This window comes from Herbidospora galbida (assembly GCF_005233835.1).
In the GTDB taxonomy this organism is placed as follows: domain Bacteria; phylum Actinomycetota; class Actinomycetes; order Streptosporangiales; family Streptosporangiaceae; genus Herbidospora; species Herbidospora galbida.
The window spans coordinates 72,904-92,755 of the sequence record NZ_SZQA01000006.1 but is presented as its reverse complement, the minus strand read 5'-3'; the positions used below and the strand labels follow the sequence as shown (position 1 = coordinate 92,755).

The 19,852-nt window shown below is 68.3% G+C and carries 22 protein-coding genes and 1 pseudogene; 18 read left to right on the top strand and 5 right to left on the bottom strand.

Features of this window, described 5'->3' with window-relative positions; genetic code table 11:
- Positions 1-90: 90 nt before the first annotated feature.
- The 7 genes from FDA94_RS09070 to FDA94_RS09040 all read left to right on the top strand — a co-directional run bounded on the left by FDA94_RS09070 (position 91) and on the right by FDA94_RS09040 (position 5,672).
- A complete protein-coding gene (locus FDA94_RS09070) occupies positions 91-387 on the top strand; it encodes a hypothetical protein (protein ID WP_137246591.1) in 297 nt (98 codons plus the stop codon).
- Positions 384-1,301: an ABC transporter ATP-binding protein gene (locus FDA94_RS09065; RefSeq protein ID WP_137246590.1), complete on the top strand. Its 918-nt coding sequence runs from the start codon at positions 384-386 to the stop codon at positions 1,299-1,301. Before FDA94_RS09070 ends, FDA94_RS09065 begins: the two co-directional genes overlap by 4 nt.
- On the top strand, positions 1,298-2,029 hold the full coding sequence (locus FDA94_RS09060; RefSeq protein ID WP_137246589.1) for an ABC transporter permease: 732 nt from the start codon (positions 1,298-1,300) through the stop codon (positions 2,027-2,029). Before FDA94_RS09065 ends, FDA94_RS09060 begins: the two co-directional genes overlap by 4 nt.
- On the top strand, positions 2,008-3,195 hold the full coding sequence (locus FDA94_RS09055) for a sensor histidine kinase (RefSeq protein ID WP_137246588.1): 1,188 nt from the start codon (positions 2,008-2,010) through the stop codon (positions 3,193-3,195). The genes FDA94_RS09060 and FDA94_RS09055 overlap by 22 nt, the downstream gene beginning before the upstream one ends.
- Positions 3,192-3,830 (top strand): response regulator transcription factor, encoded by a 639-nt coding sequence (locus FDA94_RS09050; RefSeq protein ID WP_137246587.1) that lies wholly within the window; start codon positions 3,192-3,194, stop codon positions 3,828-3,830. Before FDA94_RS09055 ends, FDA94_RS09050 begins: the two co-directional genes overlap by 4 nt.
- Before the next feature lie 68 nt (positions 3,831-3,898).
- A complete protein-coding gene (locus tag FDA94_RS09045) occupies positions 3,899-5,047 on the top strand; it encodes a sensor histidine kinase (protein WP_137246586.1) in 1,149 nt (382 codons plus the stop codon).
- Entirely contained in the window at positions 5,025-5,672 is a 648-nt protein-coding gene (locus FDA94_RS09040; RefSeq protein WP_137246585.1) for a response regulator transcription factor, read from the top strand. The genes FDA94_RS09045 and FDA94_RS09040 overlap by 23 nt, the downstream gene beginning before the upstream one ends.
- 16 nt (positions 5,673-5,688) lie before the next feature.
- On the opposite strand, the gene FDA94_RS09035 is transcribed toward FDA94_RS09040, so the two are convergent.
- Positions 5,689-6,300, bottom strand: a complete 612-nt coding sequence (locus tag FDA94_RS09035; RefSeq protein WP_137246584.1) for a DUF4097 family beta strand repeat-containing protein — start codon at positions 6,298-6,300, stop codon at positions 5,689-5,691.
- 233 nt (positions 6,301-6,533) lie between these two features.
- On the opposite strand from FDA94_RS09035, the gene FDA94_RS09030 reads away from it, so the two are divergent.
- On the top strand, positions 6,534-7,253 hold the full coding sequence (locus tag FDA94_RS09030; RefSeq protein ID WP_137246583.1) for a GbsR/MarR family transcriptional regulator: 720 nt from the start codon (positions 6,534-6,536) through the stop codon (positions 7,251-7,253).
- A 96-nt stretch (positions 7,254-7,349) separates the two neighbouring features.
- Here FDA94_RS09030 and FDA94_RS09025 read toward each other — a convergent pair whose 3' ends face one another.
- On the bottom strand, positions 7,350-8,195 hold the full coding sequence (locus FDA94_RS09025) for a helix-turn-helix domain-containing protein (RefSeq protein WP_281286549.1): 846 nt from the start codon (positions 8,193-8,195) through the stop codon (positions 7,350-7,352).
- 441 nt (positions 8,196-8,636) lie between these two features.
- Between FDA94_RS09025 and FDA94_RS09020 the strand changes: the two genes are divergently transcribed.
- Positions 8,637-9,470: a DUF5753 domain-containing protein gene (locus FDA94_RS09020; RefSeq protein WP_170990851.1), complete on the top strand. Its 834-nt coding sequence runs from the start codon at positions 8,637-8,639 to the stop codon at positions 9,468-9,470.
- A gap of 40 nt (positions 9,471-9,510) precedes the next feature.
- On the opposite strand, the gene FDA94_RS09015 is transcribed toward FDA94_RS09020, so the two are convergent.
- Positions 9,511-9,714 carry a DUF397 domain-containing protein gene (locus tag FDA94_RS09015; protein ID WP_137246580.1) on the bottom strand — a complete coding sequence of 68 codons (204 nt, stop codon included), beginning with the start codon at positions 9,712-9,714 and terminating at the stop codon, positions 9,511-9,513.
- Between the two features lie 118 nt (positions 9,715-9,832).
- Here FDA94_RS09015 and FDA94_RS09010 point away from each other — a divergent pair, with 118 nt between their 5' ends.
- From FDA94_RS09010 to FDA94_RS08995, 4 genes are read left to right on the top strand one after another with little or no spacing between them, the layout of a single operon-like run.
- Positions 9,833-10,771 carry an AfsR/SARP family transcriptional regulator gene (locus FDA94_RS09010; RefSeq protein ID WP_170990850.1) on the top strand — a complete coding sequence of 313 codons (939 nt, stop codon included), beginning with the start codon at positions 9,833-9,835 and terminating at the stop codon, positions 10,769-10,771.
- A gap of 4 nt (positions 10,772-10,775) precedes the next feature.
- Positions 10,776-12,857 (top strand): hypothetical protein, encoded by a 2,082-nt coding sequence (locus FDA94_RS09005; protein WP_137246578.1) that lies wholly within the window; start codon positions 10,776-10,778, stop codon positions 12,855-12,857.
- A complete protein-coding gene (locus FDA94_RS09000) occupies positions 12,854-14,023 on the top strand; it encodes a hypothetical protein (RefSeq protein ID WP_137246577.1) in 1,170 nt (389 codons plus the stop codon). Before FDA94_RS09005 ends, FDA94_RS09000 begins: the two co-directional genes overlap by 4 nt.
- Entirely contained in the window at positions 14,013-15,368 is a 1,356-nt protein-coding gene (locus tag FDA94_RS08995) for a DUF4407 domain-containing protein (protein WP_137246576.1), read from the top strand. Before FDA94_RS09000 ends, FDA94_RS08995 begins: the two co-directional genes overlap by 11 nt.
- Positions 15,369-15,452: 84 nt before the next feature.
- On the opposite strand, the gene FDA94_RS08990 is transcribed toward FDA94_RS08995, so the two are convergent.
- Positions 15,453-15,770 (bottom strand): anti-sigma factor antagonist, encoded by a 318-nt coding sequence (locus FDA94_RS08990; RefSeq protein ID WP_170990849.1) that lies wholly within the window; start codon positions 15,768-15,770, stop codon positions 15,453-15,455.
- 75 nt (positions 15,771-15,845) lie between these two features.
- Between FDA94_RS08990 and FDA94_RS08985 the strand changes: the two genes are divergently transcribed.
- Both FDA94_RS08985 and FDA94_RS08980 read left to right on the top strand, forming a co-directional pair.
- Entirely contained in the window at positions 15,846-16,064 is a 219-nt protein-coding gene (locus tag FDA94_RS08985; RefSeq protein WP_137246574.1) for a hypervirulence associated TUDOR domain-containing protein, read from the top strand.
- Positions 16,051-16,376, top strand: a pseudogene (locus tag FDA94_RS08980) (DUF3140 domain-containing protein). The gene FDA94_RS08985 and the pseudogene FDA94_RS08980 overlap by 14 nt, the downstream one beginning before the upstream one ends.
- Here the strand turns inward: FDA94_RS08980 and FDA94_RS08975 are convergent.
- Positions 16,336-17,535: a zinc-dependent alcohol dehydrogenase gene (locus FDA94_RS08975; RefSeq protein WP_137246573.1), complete on the bottom strand. Its 1,200-nt coding sequence runs from the start codon at positions 17,533-17,535 to the stop codon at positions 16,336-16,338. The pseudogene FDA94_RS08980 and the gene FDA94_RS08975 overlap by 41 nt on opposite strands.
- A 107-nt stretch (positions 17,536-17,642) precedes the next feature.
- Here FDA94_RS08975 and FDA94_RS08970 point away from each other — a divergent pair, with 107 nt between their 5' ends.
- From FDA94_RS08970 to FDA94_RS08960, 3 genes are all read left to right on the top strand, one after another.
- A complete protein-coding gene (locus FDA94_RS08970; protein ID WP_137246572.1) occupies positions 17,643-18,296 on the top strand; it encodes a TetR/AcrR family transcriptional regulator in 654 nt (217 codons plus the stop codon).
- Positions 18,284-18,565 (top strand): DUF6204 family protein, encoded by a 282-nt coding sequence (locus tag FDA94_RS08965; protein ID WP_137246571.1) that lies wholly within the window; start codon positions 18,284-18,286, stop codon positions 18,563-18,565. The genes FDA94_RS08970 and FDA94_RS08965 overlap by 13 nt, the downstream gene beginning before the upstream one ends.
- Before the next feature lie 105 nt (positions 18,566-18,670).
- Entirely contained in the window at positions 18,671-19,702 is a 1,032-nt protein-coding gene (locus FDA94_RS08960; protein ID WP_212735240.1) for a glycosyltransferase family 4 protein, read from the top strand.
- Positions 19,703-19,852: the final 150 nt, after the last annotated feature.

The following is a 19,852-nucleotide window of genomic DNA, read 5'->3' as shown; positions in this document are numbered from 1 at the left end:
GTCCGTCATGGGCGGCCGGTGTCGTCTGCATCTGCCCTCCGCCGCCCGAATTCCGGATCGTTGCACGTATCGAAGGAATGAGAGTGCCCGATGGCCGAGTACCTGTACATCTTCGGAGATGAGGACCGCAAGAAGTTCGCCCGGTTGATCGCGGTCTCCTGGTCGGACGGCGAGCTCCTGGCCCGCTACGAGGCCGAACCCCGGGTCGTGCTCGGCGAGTACGGCATCACCTACCCCGAGGGCCTGGCCACGCCGCCGCTGCCCGCCCGGCCGCGTGGTGAGTTCGACATCGCCGAGATGGAGTTCGCGGCCGGCGCCGAGAACGGCGCGCTCGCCACCATCAGCACGGTCGGCTGCATCGCGCTGTGCCACTCGGATCCGCGATGACCGACCCGGTGATCGAGGTCGTCGACCTCAGGAAACGGTACGGCGACTTCACCGCGGTCGACGGGATCTCCTTCGAGGTCCGCCAGGGCGAGGTGTTCGCCCTGCTCGGCACCAACGGAGCCGGCAAGACCACCACGATCGAGATCCTGGAGGGCTACCTCAGGCCCTCCGGCGGCACCGCCCGGGTCTTCGGCCACGACCCCGCCGAACGCGGCCCGTTCCGGTCGAGGATCGGGCTGGTCCTCCAGGAGTCCGGCCTGTTCGGCGACCTGTCGGTGGCCGAGACCGTGACCGCCTGGCGCCGGTTCACCACGAACTCCAGGTCACTCGACGAGGCCCTCGACCTGGTCGGCCTCTCGGGCCAGGCCGGCACGCGGGTCAAGCAGCTGTCCGGCGGCGAGCGGCGCAAACTCGACCTCGCCCTGGCCACGCTCGGCCGTCCGGACCTGCTGTTCCTCGACGAGCCGACGACGGGCCTGGACCCCGAGGCCCGCCGCCGGATCCGCGACCTGGTCGCGGACCTGTCCGGTCACGGCACGACGGTGCTGCTCACCACCCACTACCTGGAGGAGGCCCAGGAACTCGCCTCCCGGGTGGCCATCATGGACAAGGGCCGCGTCGTGGTGCACGGCACGATGGCCGAGGTGCTCGGCCGGGGCGCCGGACGGGTCGCTTTCGACCTGCCCGAGGGCGCGACCGTCGACGGGCTGGAGGTCGCCGCCTCGGACGTGCTGACCGTGACGGGCCGCAGCTGCCTGATCGTCACGCCCGAGCCCGAGTCGGCCGCGCACGCGGTCCTCGGCTGGTCGGTCCGGCGCGGGGTGCGGATCAGCGGCCTCGACGTCCGCCAGGCCACGCTCGAAGAGATCTTCCTGGACGTCGCCCAGACGGGCGCGCGGGAGGTGCGGGCGTGACGGCCTACACGATCGCGCACTTCCGGCTGACCCAGCGGCTCTTCTGGCGCACCCCCGTGTCGATCTGGGTCGCTCTCGGCTTCCCCGTGCTGTTCGCCTGGCTGCTGCCGCTGGCGGTGCCCAACCCCGAGCGGCTGATCGTCGGCATCATCGTGATGGGGGCCGGGCTGCTGGGGTTCGCGACGCTGCTGGAGTCGTTCGTCGTGAAGCGCCAGCAGCTGATCCTCAAGCGGCTGCGCGGCACCGAGCTGCCCGAGATGGCGATCTTCGGCGGCGAGATCCTGACCGTGGTCTCGATCGGGCTGGTCCAGCTCGTGGCCATCGTCGCCGTGGCGAACGGCGTCCACGGGCTCGCCCTGCCGGCCAACCCGGCGCTGCTGCTGGTGACCACGCTGCTCGCCCTCGCGGTGTTCGGCGCGATGGGCGTCGCGGTCAGCGGCCGGGTGCCCTCGACGGGGGCCATCATCGCGGTGAGCCTGCCGTTCCACCTGCTCACGCTCGGCCTGTCGGGGTTCGCCGTCCCGTTCTCGGCGTTCCCCGCGTGGGCCCTGACCGTCAACGGCTTCCTGCCCTTCGGGCGGGTGGCCGAGGGCGTCACCCTGGCCTACTTCGACCCCGATGCCGGACTCCCGGCCCTGGGGGCGGGGTGGCTCGTCCTGATCGGCTGGCTGGTCCTGTCGCTGTTGGCGGCGAGGAGGTGGTTCAGGTGGGAACCGCGCAGAGGCTGACCGGCGTCGGCCCCGGCACGGTGCGGCTCGCCCGCATCGCGGCGGCGGTCTTCACCGTGGGCATGGCGATCTTCGCCGTGCTCCCGCTCGCGGAGGTCCTCGGGAGGTTCCCCGGCGTCCGGGGCGCTCTCGCGGTGCTGCTCCTCACGGGTCTGACCGCGGGCTACCTGTGGCTCGGGGTGCGGGCCGTGCTCGGCCGGGGAGGCCGGCCCGACCTGGTGGTGCTGGGCGCGATGACGGCGGTGGCCGTGGCGCTGCCGTTCGCCGCCGGGCCGTCCTGGCTGAGCCTCGGGTTCATGCTCCCGTACGCCTATGCGGTGACCCTGCGCGGCAGGGCGGCGTGGGCGGGGTTCTTCGCCGCGCTGATCCTGGAGCTCGTCCTGTCGGCCGGCCAGAACCTCAGCTGGGTGCTGTTCAGCGGGCTGCAGAGCATGCTCACCGCGGCCGCGCTCGCCGGCCTGACCATCTTCGCGACGCTGCTGAGCGAACTTCAGCGCACCAGGGAGGAACTGGCCCGGCTCGCCATCACCGAGGAGCGGCTGCGGTTCGCCCGCGAGCTCCACGACGTGCTCGGGCACAACCTGTCGGTGATCGCGATGCGAACCGAACTGTCCATGCGCATCCCCGCCGACCAGCGGCCCAAGCTGAACCGCGAACTGACGGAGATCCACGACATCGCCCGGCGCTCCCTCCACGACGTGCGCGCCGTGGTCAAGGGCTACCGGGAGATGTCACTGGAGAAGGAGCTGAGCGGGGTCCGGAAGGTCCTGGAGAGCGCCGGGGTCAAGTGCGACTTCGCCGCGCTGCCGGTCACGCTGTCGGCGGAGGTCCGGGTGGCGCTGGCGTGGGCGGTCCGCGAGGCCGCCACCAACCTGCTGCGGCACAGCGACGCCACCGTCTGCCTGCTCGACGTCGAGGAGGAGGGCGACCGGATCAGGGTCACCGTCTCCAACGACGGTGTACGCCCGTCGGCGCCCCCGGCCGCCGACGCCGCCGACGCCGCCGTGGGCGGGAGCGGCCTGGCCGGGCTCGACGAACGACTCGCGCAGGTCGGCGGGAACTGCGACCGGCACCTCGAAGACGGCTGGTTCACGCTGTCGCTGGACGTTCCCGGCCGCCCGACGGCGGCGGCCGCTCTCACCTCTGCCACAGGAGACCGGAAATGATCAAAGTTCTGATCGCCGAGGACCACGATCTCATCAGAGGAGCCCTGATCGCCCTGCTGTCGGAGGAGCGGGACATCCGGGTCATCGAGGAGGTCTCCCGGGGCGACGAGATCCTGCCCGCCGTCGTCGACAGCAAGCCCGACGTCGCCCTCCTGGACATCGGTCTCCCCGGCATCGACGGCCTGGAGGCGGCCGGCCTGATCAAGGAGCTGGAGCAGCCCCCGCCGGTGCTGATCCTCACCAGCGTCGGGTCGCCGGGCAACTTCGACCGGGCGATGGCCGCAGGCGTGCGGGGCTTCCTCGTCAAGGACGCGCCCGCCCACCGGCTCACCGACGCGATCCGCGCGGTGGCCAGGGGCGAGCGCTACATCGATCTCGACCTGGCCGACGACGACGGCGGCGGCCGGGAGCCGGAGATCACCACCAACCCGCTGACCGCGCGGGAGATCACCGTCCTGTCGGCCCTGGCCGCCGGTGGGCGCAGCAGCGACCTGCGCGGCAGCCTCGGCCTGTCGGCCCACACGATCCGCAACTACCTCGCCGCCGCCCGCCTGAAGACCGGCGCGCGCAGCGACGAGGAGGCCGTCCGCATCGCTCGTGCTAACGGGTGGTTAAACGACAATGCCGACTGTTGATCGCGAACCTCTTAAGCGTCACGATCAGTAGGAAACTTGACGCCTCGGACACGTAGCGGAGACCACTTGTGGCGCAGCAGAGCGAAGCGCAGGTCAGGGGGCTGTCAATAGGCGTCGTCGTGCCGACGGGCGCGCTCGGGGGTCTCACCCCCATCGCGTTCGTGGTCAGCGGCGACCCGGTCCGGGCAGTGCTGTCGAGCGTCCTGCTCGCCGGCCTCCTCGTCGTGTACTGGAAGATCGTCGTCGGCCACATCGCCGGCACGGGCCCCGGGCCCCGCGCGGGCCGGACCTTCGCCCTGTTCGCCGTCGTCGTCTACGGCTCGTTCCCGCTGCTGGGCCTGGCCTGGGCGTACACGCCCCTCATCGTCGGCGCCGCGGCCCTGCTGCTGCTCCGCTTCCGCCTCGCCGTGGCCGTCCTGACGGTGGTGGCCGTCGCCGAGGTCCCGCTGACGCTGGCCCTGGGCGAACCCTCCCGCGCCGCCGCCCTGCAGGCCGGCGCCGCCGTCCTGGTCGCCTCCGTGGTCGCCGCCGGGATCGTCCACTACGCCAGGTTCATCAGGGAACTGCGCGAACTGCGGGCCGTCCTGGCCGAGATGGCCGTGGACGAGGACCGCGTCCGGATGGCCGGCGAACTCCACGACCTGCTCGGCCAGACCTTGGCGTCCATCCGACTGAAGACCGAGGTCGCTCTGGCGCTGTTCGACCGCGACCCCGTCCGCGCCATGGACGAGATCGAGGCCACCATCCTCATCGCCAGCGAGGCCCGCGAGGAGATCGGCGACGTCGTCGCCGCCCGCCGCTCCCTCGATCTGGGCGCCGAACTGTCGGCCGCCGTGGCCTTGATCGAACTGACCGGCGCCCGCTGCGACCTGCGCCTGGGCATCACCGAGATCGACGAGGTCACCGGCGACGCCCTCGCCTGGATCGTCAGAGAGGCCGCCACGAACGTCGTCAGGCACAGCACCGCCCGCACCTGCGTGATCGAACTCGACGACAAGGACGGCCAGATCCACCTGCTGATCGCCAACGACGGCGCCCGCCGCGTGAACAGGGGCGACGGCTCGGGCCTCATCAGCCTCACCCAGCGCGTCGACCGGCTGGGCGGAGACCTGCGAGCGGAAGAGACAGGCACGGACGGGTTCGAACTGCGGGTGTGGCTGCCCGCCGTACACGATCAGGAGAGAGTGATCACCGTTGATTCGCGTTCTGCTGGCTGAAGACCACGGTGTCGTACGGGGCGCCCTCACCGTCCTGCTGAACCTGACGGGCGACATCGAGGTCGTCGCGGAGACCGACCGGGGCGACAAGGTCGTCGCCCAGGCCCTCGCCGCCCGCCCCGACGTGGCCGTGGTGGACATCGAGATGCCCGGGGCGGACGGAATCGAGGCGACCTGCCGCCTGCGCCAGGCACTGCCGACGTGCCGGGTGCTCATCCTGACGGCCCTGGCCCAGACGACCCTGCTGAAGCGGGCCATGGACGCGGGGGCCAGCGGCTTCCTCCTGAAAGACGCCCCGACCGAGAGACTGGCCGAGAGCATCCGGCGGATCGCGGCCGGGGAACGGGTCATCGACGCCTCTCTGGCGGTGGCGGCGATGACCGCGTCCGCGTCCCTGCTGACGGAGCGGGAGGCGGACGTGCTGCGGCTGGTGGGGCTGGGGGCGACGACGGGGGAGATCGCGGCCGAACTGCACCTGTCGGCGGCGACGGTGCGGAACTACATCTCCAACATCATCACCAAGACGGGGGCCCGGAACCGGACGGACGCGGTGCGGATCGCGGTGGACTCGGGCTGGATCGAACGACCCCGGCCGAACGCGGCGGCCCCGGCGGCCCGCCGCTGATCAGCGCGTTCGGGGTTCAGTTGCCGTGGACGACGATGTCGCCGTACGAGGTGACCGCGCGGATGTCGACGGTGAGGTCGCCGTCGAACTTCTTGCGGAGGTCGCGCAGGGTGCCGTGACCGGTGGTCGCCTGCAGGCCCGCCGAGACCCCCGCCGCGACCCCGACCTCGATCGAGCCGGCGCTGGTCTTCAGGTCGAGCAGGCCGCTGACGGCCTCGGCGACGCGGATGTCGCCCTGGGCGGTGTCGGCGATGACCGGTCCGTCGACGGTGCCGAGGGAGATGTCGCCCTTGGCGGTCTGGACGCGGCTGCCGCCGAAGCGGCCTTCGGTCGTGAAGCCGGTGGCCATGCCGCTGCCCTCGATCGCCGAGCCGGCGGGCAGTTCGACGGTCACCTCGATCGAGCCGCTCTTGCCGAAGCGGGGGCTCTCGGGAGCCTTGACGTCCAGGACGCCGCCGGCGAACTCGACGGTGGTCTGCTCGGCCGCCTTGACGTCGACCGCGCCGCCGGGGTTGCTCGGCCGGACGGAGACGACGGTGTCCGCGCGGTCGCCGGCGACGATCCGGACGAGGCCCATCGGGACGGAGATCTTGGCGGTGATGGCCTGGGGGGTGTCGAACTTCTGCATGGGGTGCTCCGTGGCGTTCGCTGTGTTTCTGACATTCGAAAGGCTATGTTGCGTTCGCGAATCCTTCAACTATCTCGTTGCTTAGAAAGTGCGTCACTGCAGCTCATAGCCATGAAATCATTGCAATGGATCTGAGAGCGAATGCAATGCGATAGTGACCTGTGTTGCAATGGACTGAGGGTGAAGGCCATAATCGGCAACGTCGAGGCAGTCGAGGGAAGGGGCACGGCCCGATGCCGGGAGGAAGACTCAGCCAGCAGGAGCGCCAGCAGATCGCCGCGGGGCTGGCCGACGGGCTCGCCTACGCCGAGATCGCCCGTGGGCTGGGCCGGCCCACGTCGACCGTCACCCGTGAGGTCATGCGCAACGGCGGGCCGACCGCCTACCGCGCCGAGATGGCCCACCGGGCCACCGAACGCCGGGCCCATCGCCGCAAGCGCTCACCGGCGGGGGCTCCGGCGGCGACGCCCGACGCCTACGGGCGCGACCCCGAAGCGGTCCGCGAGTTCGAGGAGTCGTTCACGACCTCGTTCATCGAGTCGGGGCTGCCGCGCACGATGTCGCGGATCCTGGCCTGCCTCTACGTCAGCGACAGCGGCGGGATGACCGCCGCCGAGCTCGTGCGGCGGCTGCAGGTCAGTCCGGCGTCCGTGTCCAAGTCCATCGCGTTCCTCGAAAGCCGGGCTCTGGTCCGGCGTGAACGCCAGGACAACCGCAGGGAGCGGTACGTCGTCGACCTCGACCTCTGGTATCAGTCGATGCTGGCCAGCGCCCGCGCCAACGACCGCGTCGTCGCGGTCGCGCGGGAGGGCGTCGAGGTGATGGGGGTGGACACCCCGGCGGGGCAGCGGCTGGAATCGGTGGCCCGGTTCATGGACCACGTGACCCACGACCTCATCCGGTCGACGCTGCAGTGGCGGTCCGTCCTGTTCCTGACGGAGCCGGAGTCCTGACAGCAGAGCCCCAAGTTCGGCCCCCTGCCCACCACCCCGTGCCTTGACGGATGTTGGGCTACAGGCGCTTCCGGAAGGGGCTCGAACGTGAGGACGTCAACGACCGATGAGATTCTCGATGAAACGCCGCGACGGCGCGGTGTCCAGAGCGCGGGCCCTGACCTGCTCGAACGCCGCCAGATAGCGGCCGACTTCGCCGGCGTTCTCGATCACGTGTCCACGTTCGAGCATCTCGATGTAGACCACCCTCGGATCTTCACCCTCGAACTCGAAGATGCTGAAGGGAAAGCCCATCGCCTGATGCGGGCCGGCGCTGAAGGGCAGCACGAGCAGGGTGATGTCGTCGCGGTCGGCATCCGACAAGAGTCGCCGGACCTGCTCGTCCATGACGTCGGGGCCTCCGACGGTCCGGCGCAGCGCGGCCTCGTCGAGGACGACGGTCAGTTGAGGGCCGGTCGGATCGTCGAGGATGCGTTGCCGCTCCATCCGCAGGTCGACATACCGCTGAACGATTTCCAGCGTCGCGTCGGTCCGGGTCAACAGGCAGTGGCGGGCGTAGCCGGGTGTCTGCAGCAGCGGGGTCACCAGGCTGTTCTCGTAGATGAGGACTCGGGCCGCCTCTTCCTCCAGGCTGAGCCTGGTCTCGGCCCCTTCCTCGAGAAGATCGGAGTAGCGGGACCACCACCCCTTCTTCCGGGCCTCGCGGACGACCTCCAGCAGTTCTTCGCGCCGAGAGCCTTGGACTCCGTAGAGATCGAGCAGTTCCCTGGCGTCCTGGATGCGGACGGCGACCTGGTTGTTCTCAATCCGGCTGATCTTCGCCGATGAGCATTCGAGATGCTCGGCCACCTCTTCGATGGTCCGGTGGGAGGCAGTACGGAGCCGGTGCAGTTCCGCGGCGAGCCGACGGCGTTGCGTCACCGGACTCCTACCTCTGGCCATCGTCATCTCCCGCTCTCAAGATTCCGCGTGGTGCCCATCCATACATAATGCAACTTGCATTCGGCAAGCTCTGCAGCACATGCAAGATCTACTCAGAGTAATGGAGAGCCATGCCTGCCCTGCAACGCCCGCCGTCCTGGGACTCCGACCAGATCATGGAACGCTTGTTCGCATTGAGTGCGGGCCTCTGCCTCGCGTTGGGGTGGCCGGCGGGGGCGGTTCTCTGCTCAGTCGCCGCACTGGCCAGCGTCGTCGTTGCGGCGATCGGTCGATCCCGCCGACGCGGTCCTACTTCGGGACAGCTCCGGAGTCAGGATGACGAAGGGGGTGGAGAGCAGGAAAGCCCCTAAACAGCTGCATGTCAGACATTCCCCGAACCGGTTGCAAGTTGCTGTTTGCAAACCACATACTGCAACTCTCTTACGGCAACAAGGGACGGCGATGAGGCAGACCCCGGACAGTCGGCATCACCACCGCGTCACGATCGGAGGGACCCTCCGAAGGCACCGCATCGCGGCCGCCGTCTCGGTCGCGGAAGCGGCCGAGTCTCTGGGCCGCTCGCCGAGATGGGTCGGCCAGATGGAGGAGGGCCGGGCGTTCGTCAGGACCCAGGAGGTCAAGGTCCTCCTCGAGGTCTACGGCGCCGCCGATCGGCACCTGCTCGAGCTGGTGGACCGTACCGGCTCCTGGTGGGGAGAGCACTCCGACCTCGTGAACGAGGAGATGGAGTCGCTGCTCCTGCTCGAGGACGGGGCGACGCGGGTGCGCGTCTGCCAGATCAGTCTCGTTCCCGGGCTGCTCCAGACCGAGTCGTACGCACGGGAGCTCATGACCACGGTGAGCGACCGCCCTTTGGAGGTGATCGAGCGCCAAGCGGGCCTCCGTACCGCCAGACGAACGGTGCTCGACCGTGAGCAACCCCTCGAACTCGATGTCGTACTCGACGAGGCCGTGCTGCGGCGGTCAGTGGGCGGCCCGGTGGTCATGCGCGAGCAGTTCCAGCGGCTCGTCGAGGCCGCCGATCTGCCGAACGTCCGGATACGGGTCCGTCTGTTCGCGGCGGGGCCGCACCTCGCCGTGGACTCCACGTTTCACGTCTTCAGCTTCGACAACGGAGATCCACCTGTGGTGCTGCTGGAATGGCTGGATCGGATGGTCCGTGTCGAGCAGACCTCTGAGGTGGACCGGTACCAGCGCGCCTTCGACCTCGCGGTGGAAGGGGCGCTCGACCCGGAGCCGTCCCGTGCCTTCTTGGCCGAGCTCGCACGTGGCTGACGGCGCCGGGCCCAGGGCCACGGCGCCGTCTCGACCGGCATCAGCTCAGGTCGAACTCACCCGCCTTCACACCCGCCACGAACGCCGCCCACTCGTCCCGGGTGTACCGGAGGACCGCCCCGAGCCTGTCTTTGGAGTCCCTGACGAGGACTCCGTCACAGATGAAAGCCACCTCCACGCAGTTGGGGTTGGCCGCACCGGAGTACGTGCTCTTCCCGAAAACCGCACCGTTCATCTCGCCCATCTCCCTGAACTCGGGGGCGCCAGCGCCCTGTCACAAGCAGGCTGCGGGGAGCCGGTGGGGGAACCGCGGGGGCGGGATCGGGGGGAGCGACTGGGGTCTCAACGAACAAGGAGAAGAGATGGACGAGAACACCCTCCCCGCCCTTCCGACGCCGGACGTGTCCTTCCGCTTGTTCGGGCCCGTCGAGGTGATCGCCGACGGGAGGCGAGTGGACGACCTCGGTGAGCGAAAGGAGCGGGCACTGCTGGCCGCTCTGCTCCTGGCAAGGTCGAAGCGGCAACGGCAGGACCAGCTCATGGGGTGGCTCTGGGACGAGCCATTCCCGGAGAGCGCGCACGAGGAGTTCTACAGGGCGGTCAGCAGGACCAGGAAGAGGCTCGGCAATCTCGGCTTCGACCTGCGTCGCGACGGAAAGTCCTACGAACTCCAAGTCTCGGACGAGCGCGTGGACGTGCACGTGTTCTCGGCGCTGGTGAAGCAGGCTCAAGATCTTCTTAACAACGACGACAGACAGGCCGTCGCTGTGTTCCGGAAAGCCTTCGACCTGACAAGCGAAGTGCTTCTGGCCGACCTCGATGGACACCGGGTCGACGGGTTGCGCCAGCAGTGGGCAGCGACCCGGCGGCAGGCCATGCTCCAGATGACCCAGGCGTCTCTCAGGCTGGGCCGGCACCACGAACTGATCGCGGGATTGATCGTTGAGCACCTTGACAATCCCTACGACCAGGCGGTCCTCGAACTGCTGATGATCGCGTCGTACCGGGCAGGTCAGCAGGTGCAGGCGCAGCAGCTCTACCTGGACCTGAAAGCCCGTCTGGCGGACATCTACACGATCGACACCAGGCGTCTGGACGATCTGTACACGCGGATGATGAATCAGGACCCCAGCCTCGATTCCCCGGCTGAGGAGACGCCCACCACCGAGGCCGACCCCGGCCCTGAGAAGCGGCCCGAGAACGAGGCCTCCGCCGCTGCGGGAACGCACTTCGAGTTCCACGGGAAGGTCGTGGCACCCCGTGCGGTCTTCGGTGTGTCGAACACCTTCCGGAGTAGGTGAGCCGGTGACCGAGGAGCAGAACAGAGGGCCCATCCCTCAAGAGGACCTCGTGGACGGGGATCCGGAGCCGGCGCCCGTTCAGCAGGTCAACAACTTCATCGCTGCGATGAAGTACTCCTTCAAGGATCTGGACGCCCGCGACGCGGTGTTCGGCGTGTCCAGCACCGCCGACGGCCCCCGTCAGCCACCGAAGGCTCTCACCGGGGCGCTCTCCGCAGCCGAGATCGCAGCGAGCACCGCCTGCTACGTCCAGCCGTCCCCCTTTTCGCTCGCCAAGTCGCGGCTGAGGGCCGAAGGCCTGGTCATCCTGGTCAGCGAAGCCGGTACGGGAAAGTACAGCGGGGCCGTCAACCTTCTCCGTGATTTCGTCGGCGGAGGAGGACTGTACGTCCTCACCCCGTACAGCGGCCCGGACAAGCTGGCCAGCCGGAAATACAACAAGGGCTGTGGATACATCGTCGAGGGCGCCAAGGAGGACCTGGACAAGAAGCAGGCCGATTTCGAGTGGCGGCGCGTTCGGGCCAGGGTCGCGGAATGCAACGCGTACCTCGTCGTGACGGTCAACGCGTCACCGGCCGAGGAGTCTGGGCGGACCGACTCGGTGGCGCGGGTTCCTTGGAGCCGGCCCGATCTGGTGGAACTGGTGGCGACCCGCATCACCGGCGGAGAGACGGATCACCGCCTGGCCGGCGCCATGGTGGCCGTACCGAGAGAACCGTCGCTCGACAGCGTCGTCCGGGTCGCGGACCTCATAAACGGCGGCACGGCGCCCGAAAGCGCGGTGCAACAGGCCTTCGGCCTGGCCGCCCAAGAAGAGCTGCGGAAATGGTTCGACCAGGGCTACTCCTACACGGATTGGGCCGAAGTGATGGTCCTCGCGTTGACTCCGGGTATCAGCGAACCGGCCTATGAGAGGATCTTGGGTCGGTTCGAGGGCCTGCTGCATGAGCGGTTTCCCCGCGAGATTCCCACCCCCACCGAAGGAAGCGAGTCCCTCTCACCGGTGCCCGGCCTCAGGCCTCGACGGGCCGAACGCGGCCGGGGGCTCATCACCGTCGAAACGCAGACGGTCAACACGGTGAGCCGCAGGTATCCCGTCTTCAGGAACGCCGCCTGCCAGGACAACGCGCTCAGTGTGATGTGGAGCCTGTTCCCAGGCGACTTCTGGGTCATGGTCCGCCACTGGGTCAAGGGGGTTATCGCTGAGCCGGCCACCAGGTTCGCGGTGTCGAAAGGGCTGGCGCGGCTCGCCTTCGACGCCTACGACACAGAAGTGTCACAGGCATACCTGACCCCGTGGTCCCAAGGGGCATGCGGACGGGACGGACAGGAGGCCGCCATCTGGGTTCTGTCGCACATGTGCCAGGACCCGGTGCTGGCCCATCGAGCCCTGGAGACCGCCATCCGCTGGATCAGCTATGGCACGACGGAGCAGCGGTGGACCGGCGCCCTCGCGTTCACCGGCCAGCTGGGAATTCTCTTTCCAGAGGCCGCCATCGAGCGCATGTGGCAACTCGTCCGGCAGAACAACGGGATCAGTCCGGACGTCGCCACCGGCATGGCGGAGTTGTTCGCCACCCTCACCGCACACGGGGAGGGGGCCGGAAAGATGCTGCGATATCTGAAGACGAGGCTCGACGACTTCCAGCCGGTGGGACCTGATCGGGCCCTCTACGCGCTGACCATGGAGGCGCTCGTGACGACGTTGTCGGTACGGGACGCCCTCTCCAAGGAGCCGGCGATCGCCCTCTATCTCCTTGATCGCCCTGATCGCCGGGATCTGGTGGCGGAGATTTGGGCAGCGGCGATCGGCTATCGTCCCGTCCGCCAGCAGGCGCTCCAGTCCCTCATGATCGCGCTGAAGGCGCTGCGCCGCCTCAGCAGAAGCGCCGAGGACGAGGTGGTGGCTCTCGGTCTGGCATTCGCGAACGTCCTCGGCCCTGCTGGGTTCGAGAGCCTGCGCGCCGGACTGACCGCGGCGATGCGGCGGCTCCATCGGTCGGACGACGGCAACAGAAATCTGGTCAAGATCCTGCTCAGCGCGATGGAACTCGCCTTCGCTCTCAAGAATGGAGAAACATCGTGACAGAGCACACCTACCCGGTCGTGGATGAGAAGGTTCTCGGCCCGGCCTCGACGCGCTGGCTGCGGACGCGAAGCCGGCGAGCCGGCGACATCCCCGAGCGACGGTCGAGCGACGCGCTGGTCTACCGGTCCCGGGGGCACTACCACGTCGATCTCGGCAACCTCGGCCTCACCGACGGGATCGTGGTTAACGCCACGCATGTGAGCGTCGTCGACCTCAGCCGCAACCGGCTGGTCTCGGTCGATCTGGCGGTTCCGACGGCCGATTCGCGGGAGTTCCAGCTGGTGGTGACCTTCGCCTGTACGGTGTTCGATCCGGTCGAAGTGATCGAGTCGGGGCAGCGGAACGCGGCGGTGGCGCTCGCCGGTTATCTACGTGGACACACCCGGATCTTCGAACTGGGGCTGCGGCATCTGCTTGACGAGGTCAACGGCTTCCGGTTGGACGTCGTGGCGCAGATCCAGGCGTACGTCCATCACGTCTCGCCCAGACTTCCCGGTATATCGGTCACTTTCATGAGCGTGGAAGTACGGACCCCTGCCGACCTCACCCAATTGAGCACCGCCCTCTTCGAAGGCCGGAAGGAACACGAGATCGCAGCCGCCGCTCAGAAGCACGGCACCGAACTCGAGACCGACCGCGTCAGGGGGCGGCAGGCGGTAGACATCCTCCACGCTGACTTCCAGCGGCAACTGGCGAAGCAGGAAGAGAAATCCCGCCAGGAACTGGTGGAATCGAAGGCGCAGTTCGCCCGGAAGGAAGCCGAGCTCGACCACGACACGATCGGCGGCGATCCGACCCGGGCGTTGGGCCGCGCGCTCCAGGCAGGCGAGATCACTACCAAGGACTTCGCCGTACGGCTCCAGGCACTGCAGGACGAGGAGCGTGCCCGCGCGGACGCCAGAGAGCAGCGAGAGCGCGAGGACCGCATTCGCCGGGAGGCCGATGAGCGGGACCGGGCGAGCAAGGAGTTCGAGGCCCGGCGGGAGCTTTACCGGGAGATGATCGCGCAGGGCTATTTCGACGAGAACGACCCCGGCCTCACCAAGATGATCAGCGAGTTGGTCCTTGGCGATCGGCGACGCCCGCCGCTGGACTCGGCCGGGAAGCCGGCGCTGCAGTCGTCCGCCGTCACCGAAGACATGCGAGAAGAAGATGACGACTGACACCCGTGCGACCGTTCAGCCGGAGGCCCTGGACCTGCTGTCGGTGCCCATCCGCCCCGCCCCGCCCGTGACCGGATGGTCCAGGAAGGTCCGGCGGTTCGCCGGCGTACTCGATGAAGTGCTCGACTGGGTGCCGGAGGAGCGCTCCCGTTACACCTGGCAGGCGATCGTCCTTTTGAACGCCGGGATGCTGGCGACCCTCTCCATGTGGATATTCCTCGGCAGGGCGTTCTCCGTCTCTTGGTGGCTGCTGCTGCCTCCTGCGGTCTTATGGGGCTGGCTGGTCATCTCTTTCGACGCCTGGCTCATCTCCAGCACGCACGGCATGAAACGAGGCCGTCACTTCACCCTGTTGTCACGGCTGATCCTCGCCGCCCTGGTGGGTTTCGTCATCGCCGAACCACTGGTGCTCCGCCTGTTCGAGCCGACCATTCACAAACAGGTTCAAGAAACGCGTCAGCGTGAGGTCGTCGCATATGCGAGCCTGCTGAATCGATGTAACCCGCCAGACGGTGGCACGGTGACGGACCCCGCGTGTGCCGATCAACGGGTCGAGGTCCGTAGGACCGCCCCCGACATCGAGAAGGAACTCGCGGATACGAGAGAGGAACGCCGCATACTGGCCAAGACAGTACGGGAAAGTGACTCAAGGCATAACCGGCTCGTTGACAACACGAACGGCGAGTGTGATGGAACGAGCGGAACCGGTCAGCCCGGCAACAAAGAAGTCTGTAAATTGAAAGGTCGCGCTGCAGCGGATTTCCAGGCTTCGCGACAGGGCGACCTGGACCTTCTGAAGGAACTTAAGGGGAAGGTCAAAGACCTGATCGAGAAGCGGCGGATCGCGGAGAACGCCGACAAGGCGCTCCTCAGCATCCGGCTCGACGAGTTGGTCAAGGAGCGGAGGGAGAACCAAGGCGGCATCGGCGTCCTGGAGGAGCTGCACGCCTTGCACGCGCTGGCCAAGTCTGACTCTGTCGTCAATGCCGCCCAATGGCTGATCCGCGCGTTGCTGATCACCTTGGAGTGTTGGCCGGTGATGACCAAACTCTTGGGAGGGCGCAGCACGTACGACCGGCTGATCGCAGACCGGCTGACGCTGGCGTACGCGTTGCATGAGAGGGAGACCGAACTGCACACCCACATCAAGACGGGTCACCTGCGGGTCGTCGAGGCGACGGAGCAGGAGCACATCGACTCCTCGCTGAACGAAGTCGCGAAACGGAAGCGGGCGCGTCTCGAGGAGATGGACAACACCCAACGGGCCGAGGACGCCCAGCAGCAGGAGAACCTGATCAAGAGCATCGACGAACTCGCCGCCCGCTACCGCGGCCAATCGGTGTGAAGCAATCGGCTCGTTCGATGACGAATGGCCAGGGACGCGTGCTCGCGACTGCTACCCCAATTGAGATCGGGGCCGGACGGTATGTCAGACGGTGTTGAGCGTCAGCCCGATCACGTCGAGCAGGTGGGCGACCCGCTCGCTCGGCTCCTCGAAGACGAGCTCGTGGCCCCGGTCGCGGACGGCCGCGCGGGCGCGCATCAACCCGAAGATCCCCGTCGAGTCCATGAAGCCGACGTCGGAGAGGTTCACGGTCAGGCTGCTGCGGCCTTCCGCCATGAGCAGGAGGAAGTCGTGCAGATCGAAGATCGACGCGATGTCGATGTCGCCGCCCACGTGGACGACGATCGAGGTGTCGCGTTTTCGTACGGTGAGCCGGAGGTTCATCTCACGGTCCCAGGTCATGACGGAGCGCTGGTAAAGGCCGCATACCCGTCCAAACCACCCCATAAACCGGCGTGGAAGGGGTACGGCGGACCCATGACCAAAAAGGACGAACCCTCCAAGGGTGACGACGTCACGTGGAAGAGCCACGGCCAGACCGTTCACGGCAAGGTGGAGAAGAAGATCACCAAGCGGACCGAGGAGTCGGGCCGCACGGTCGACGCCTCGCCGGACGAGCCGCAGTACCGCGTGCGCAGCGACAAGAGCGGGCGGACCGCCGTACACAAGCCGGAGGCCCTCGATGACGACGGGTGACAAGGACTTCGACGGCGCGGTCAACATGACGGCCGCCGAACTGGAGAAGTGGCTCGGGACCGACGAGTCCAAGAGGGTCGGGCAGAAGGCCCAGGGCGGCGAGTCGACCGGCCACGAGTCGGGGCGCAAGATCGTCGCGATCCTGCGCAGCGCCAGGGCGAGCTCACCGACGCCGACCGGGCGCACATGCGCAAGGTGACCGGCTATGTACGCCGGCACCTGGCCCAGCGCCCGAAGGGCGACGTCAGCGGCACGCCGTGGCGCTATTCGCTCATGAACTGGGGCCACGACCCGGAGAAAGCAGGATCTTGATCGCCCCGTCGCGCTTCTTCTGGAACATCTCGTACGCCTGCGGCGCCTGGTCCAGTGGAAGGGTGTGGGTGGTGAGGTCCATCACGCCGAGCGGGTCGGCGTCGTCGGTGACCAGGGGCATCAGGTCGTCGATCCAGCGTTTGACGTGGGCCTGGCCCATGCGCAGCGTGATGCCCTTGTCGAACAGCTTGAGCATGGGCATCGGGTCGCTCATGCCGGCGTACACGCCGGAGATCGAGACGGTGCCGCCGCGGCGGACCGCGTCGAAGGCGGTGTAGAGGGCGCTCAGACGGTCGACCCCGGCCGCCGACATGAGCGGGGCGGCCAGCTTGTCGGGCAGGAAGCCGGTCATGGCCTGCGCGGCCTTGGCCATGGGCGACCCGTGCGCCTCCATGCCGACCGCGTCGATCACCGAGTCGGCGCCGCGCCCACCGGTCAGGTCGAGAATCTGGGCCGGTACGTTGTCGACCTCGGAGGCGTCGACGGTCTCGATGCCGTGGCGGCGGGCCATCTCCAGCCGCTCCTTGACTCCGTCGACGCCGATCACGCGATGGCCGAGATGGCGGGCGATGCGGGCCGACATCTGGCCGATCGGGCCGAGGCCGATCACCGCCACCGAGCCGCCCTCGGGCACGTCGGCGAAGGCGACCGCCTGCCAGGCCGTGGGCAGCACGTCCGACAGGAACACGAACCGCTCGTCGGGCGGTCCCTCGGGCACCTTGATCGGGCCGAACTGGGCCTGCGGCACGCGCAGGTACTCGGCCTGGCCGCCGGGGACCTGGCCGTAGAGCTTGGTGTAGCCGAACAGGGCGGCGCCCTTGCCCTGGTCGCGGACCTGGGTGGTCTCGCACTGGGCGTACAGCTGCTGGTCGCAGGTGTGGCAGTGGCCGCAGGAGATGTTGAACGGGATCACCACCCGGTCGCCCGGCTTGATGTGGGTGACCTCCGGGCCGACCTCCTCCACGATGCCCATGGGCTCGTGGCCGAGGATGTCGCCCTCGTCCATGAACGGGCCGAAGAGTTCGTACAGGTGCAGGTCGGACCCGCAGATCGCGGTCGAGGTGACCTTGATGATCGCGTCGTTCGGCTCCTTGATCGCCGGGTCGGCGACCTCGTCGACGCGGACGTCGCGCTTGCCGTGCCAGGTGACTGCCTTCATGAGCTGCTCCTTCGGGTCGGTCCCCCAGTCATAGCCATGCCCCCTTACCTGGACCGCAGGCTTCCTGGAGTCGACTCCAAATATGGAGTTCGCTTAAAGTTCTCGGTATGACCGGAGGGCTGCGGGACCGCAAGAAGCAGGAGACCCGGCGGCGCGTCTCCGACACGGCCATCGGCCTGTTCGTCGAGCGGGGCTTCGACCACGTGACGATCGCGGAGGTCGCAGAGGCGGCCGGGGTGTCGGCCAACACCGTCTACAACTACTTCGAGACCAAAGAGAACCTGGTCCTGCCACCCGACGAGGCCTCACCCGACCGGCTCGCCGCCATGGTGCGCGACCGGGAACCCGGCGAGGCCGCGGTGTGCGCCGTGCTGCGGGTCCTGCGCGCGGAGGTGGCCCGCCGCGACCGCAGCCTCGGCCTGACCGAGGGTTTCGGCCGCGTCTTCGAGATGATGCGCGCGGCTCCCACCCTGAGCGCCCGGCTGGAGGAACTCGGACGTCAGATGAGGGCGAGGCTGGCCGCTGTCCTGGCCGAGGAGACCGGCGCCTCTCCCGGCGACCCGCTGCCCAGGGTGGTCGCCTGGCAGATCGGCGCCCTGCACGAACTCGTCTACACCGAGATCGGCGCCCGCACGGCCGCCGGCCACGACCCCGACGCCATCGCCGCGGCCGTTTTGGCCGTCCTCGACGCCGCCGAACACGCGCTCGGCGGCCCCATCCTCACCTACGCCACCAAAGAGGCAGCCCAGTGTTCAGAGTGATCATCTCCGGCCGGTTCGGCACCCTAGGCGAGTCCGGCCGCGCCTCGATCCTGGCGGCGACCGCTCTCGGTTTCACCGAACGAGGCGCCTTCACCCACGACGGCACCCTGTCGTCGTTCACCTTCCGCTGCCAGGTCCGGGCCGACCCCGGCGACGGCGAACACGAGGCCACGCAGCGGGCCATGGCGGCGCTGGACGCCTACGGGCAGCCGTATGACGTGCTGAGGGTGGCGGTGACCGACATGCGCGACATCAAGATCCGCCGCTGAGGAACCGGCCTGAAATACGTGCTACCGTCAATTTCACTTTTGTATTTCTGGAGATTTCCAGACGGGGGTATTCATCGTGGCGACGCGATTTACGCCCCAAAGGAGATGCGCAATGGCTCACCCCAATCCGTGAAGGTCGCCCTGCTCGGGCCGATCGCCTGGCGTACGCCGCCGCTGCACTACGGGCCGTGGGAGCAGGTGACGAGCCTGCTCGCCGAAGGGCTCGTCGCCCGCGGGGTCGAGGTGACGCTGTTCGCCACCCTCGACTCGGTCACGTCGGGTTCGCTCGACGGAGTGTGCCCGCGCGGCTATGCCGACGACCGGTCCCTCGACGGACGCGTGTGGGAGGCGATGCATGTCGCCCACGCGCTGCGGCGGTCGGCCGAGTTCGACCTCGTCCACAGCCATCTCGACTGGCTGCCGCTGGCCTTCGCCGATCACTGCCGGGCCCCGCTGCTCACCACCGTCCACGGCTTCTCCGGGGCGGGGATCCTGCCCGCCTACGCGCGGGCGCGATCGGCCTACGTCTCCATCTCGGACGCCGACCGCGCGCCGGAACTCGACTACGTCGCCACCGTCCACCACGGCATCGACGTCGACGCCCTCCCCTTCTCCGCCGAGGGCGGCGCCCGGCTGATCAGCTTCGGCCGCGTCCATCCCGATAAGGGCACGCACACCGCGATCGAGATCGCCCGGCGGGCGGGCAGGCCGCTGACCATCTGCGGAATCGTCCAGGACGAACGCTATTTCGAGGAGCGGGTCGCGCCGATGGTCGACGGCGATCAGGTGACGTTCCTCGGATCGGTCGGCCCGGAGCGGCGGGGCGAGATCCTCGGCGGCGGGGCCGCCCTCCTGCATCCCATCGACTTCGACGAACCGTTCGGCCTGTCGGTGGTCGAGGCGATGGCCTGCGGCACGCCCGTGATCGCCTACCGCCGGGGCTCCATGGCCGAGGTCGTGGACGAGGGCGTGACCGGTTTTCTGGTGGATTCGCTCGACGAGGCCGTCGCCGCGGTGGCGCGCGTGGAGACGATCGACCGCGCGGCTTGCCGGGCGCGGGCGGAACGCCGATTCAGCGTGCACAAAATGGTGAGTAATTATCTGCGTGTATATTATGAATTCCTAGGACGTCGATAACGTCTCGCAATGTCGTTTCCGTCGCAGATCCGGCCATCGCCGACGATCGCGGCGACCGGGCCCCCGCACGAGGGCGGGCCCCCGGTGGCAGGCTCGCGAACTCATCGCCCAGGCAACGTACAGCCCTCTTCATCGAGCGAGCCCGCACGG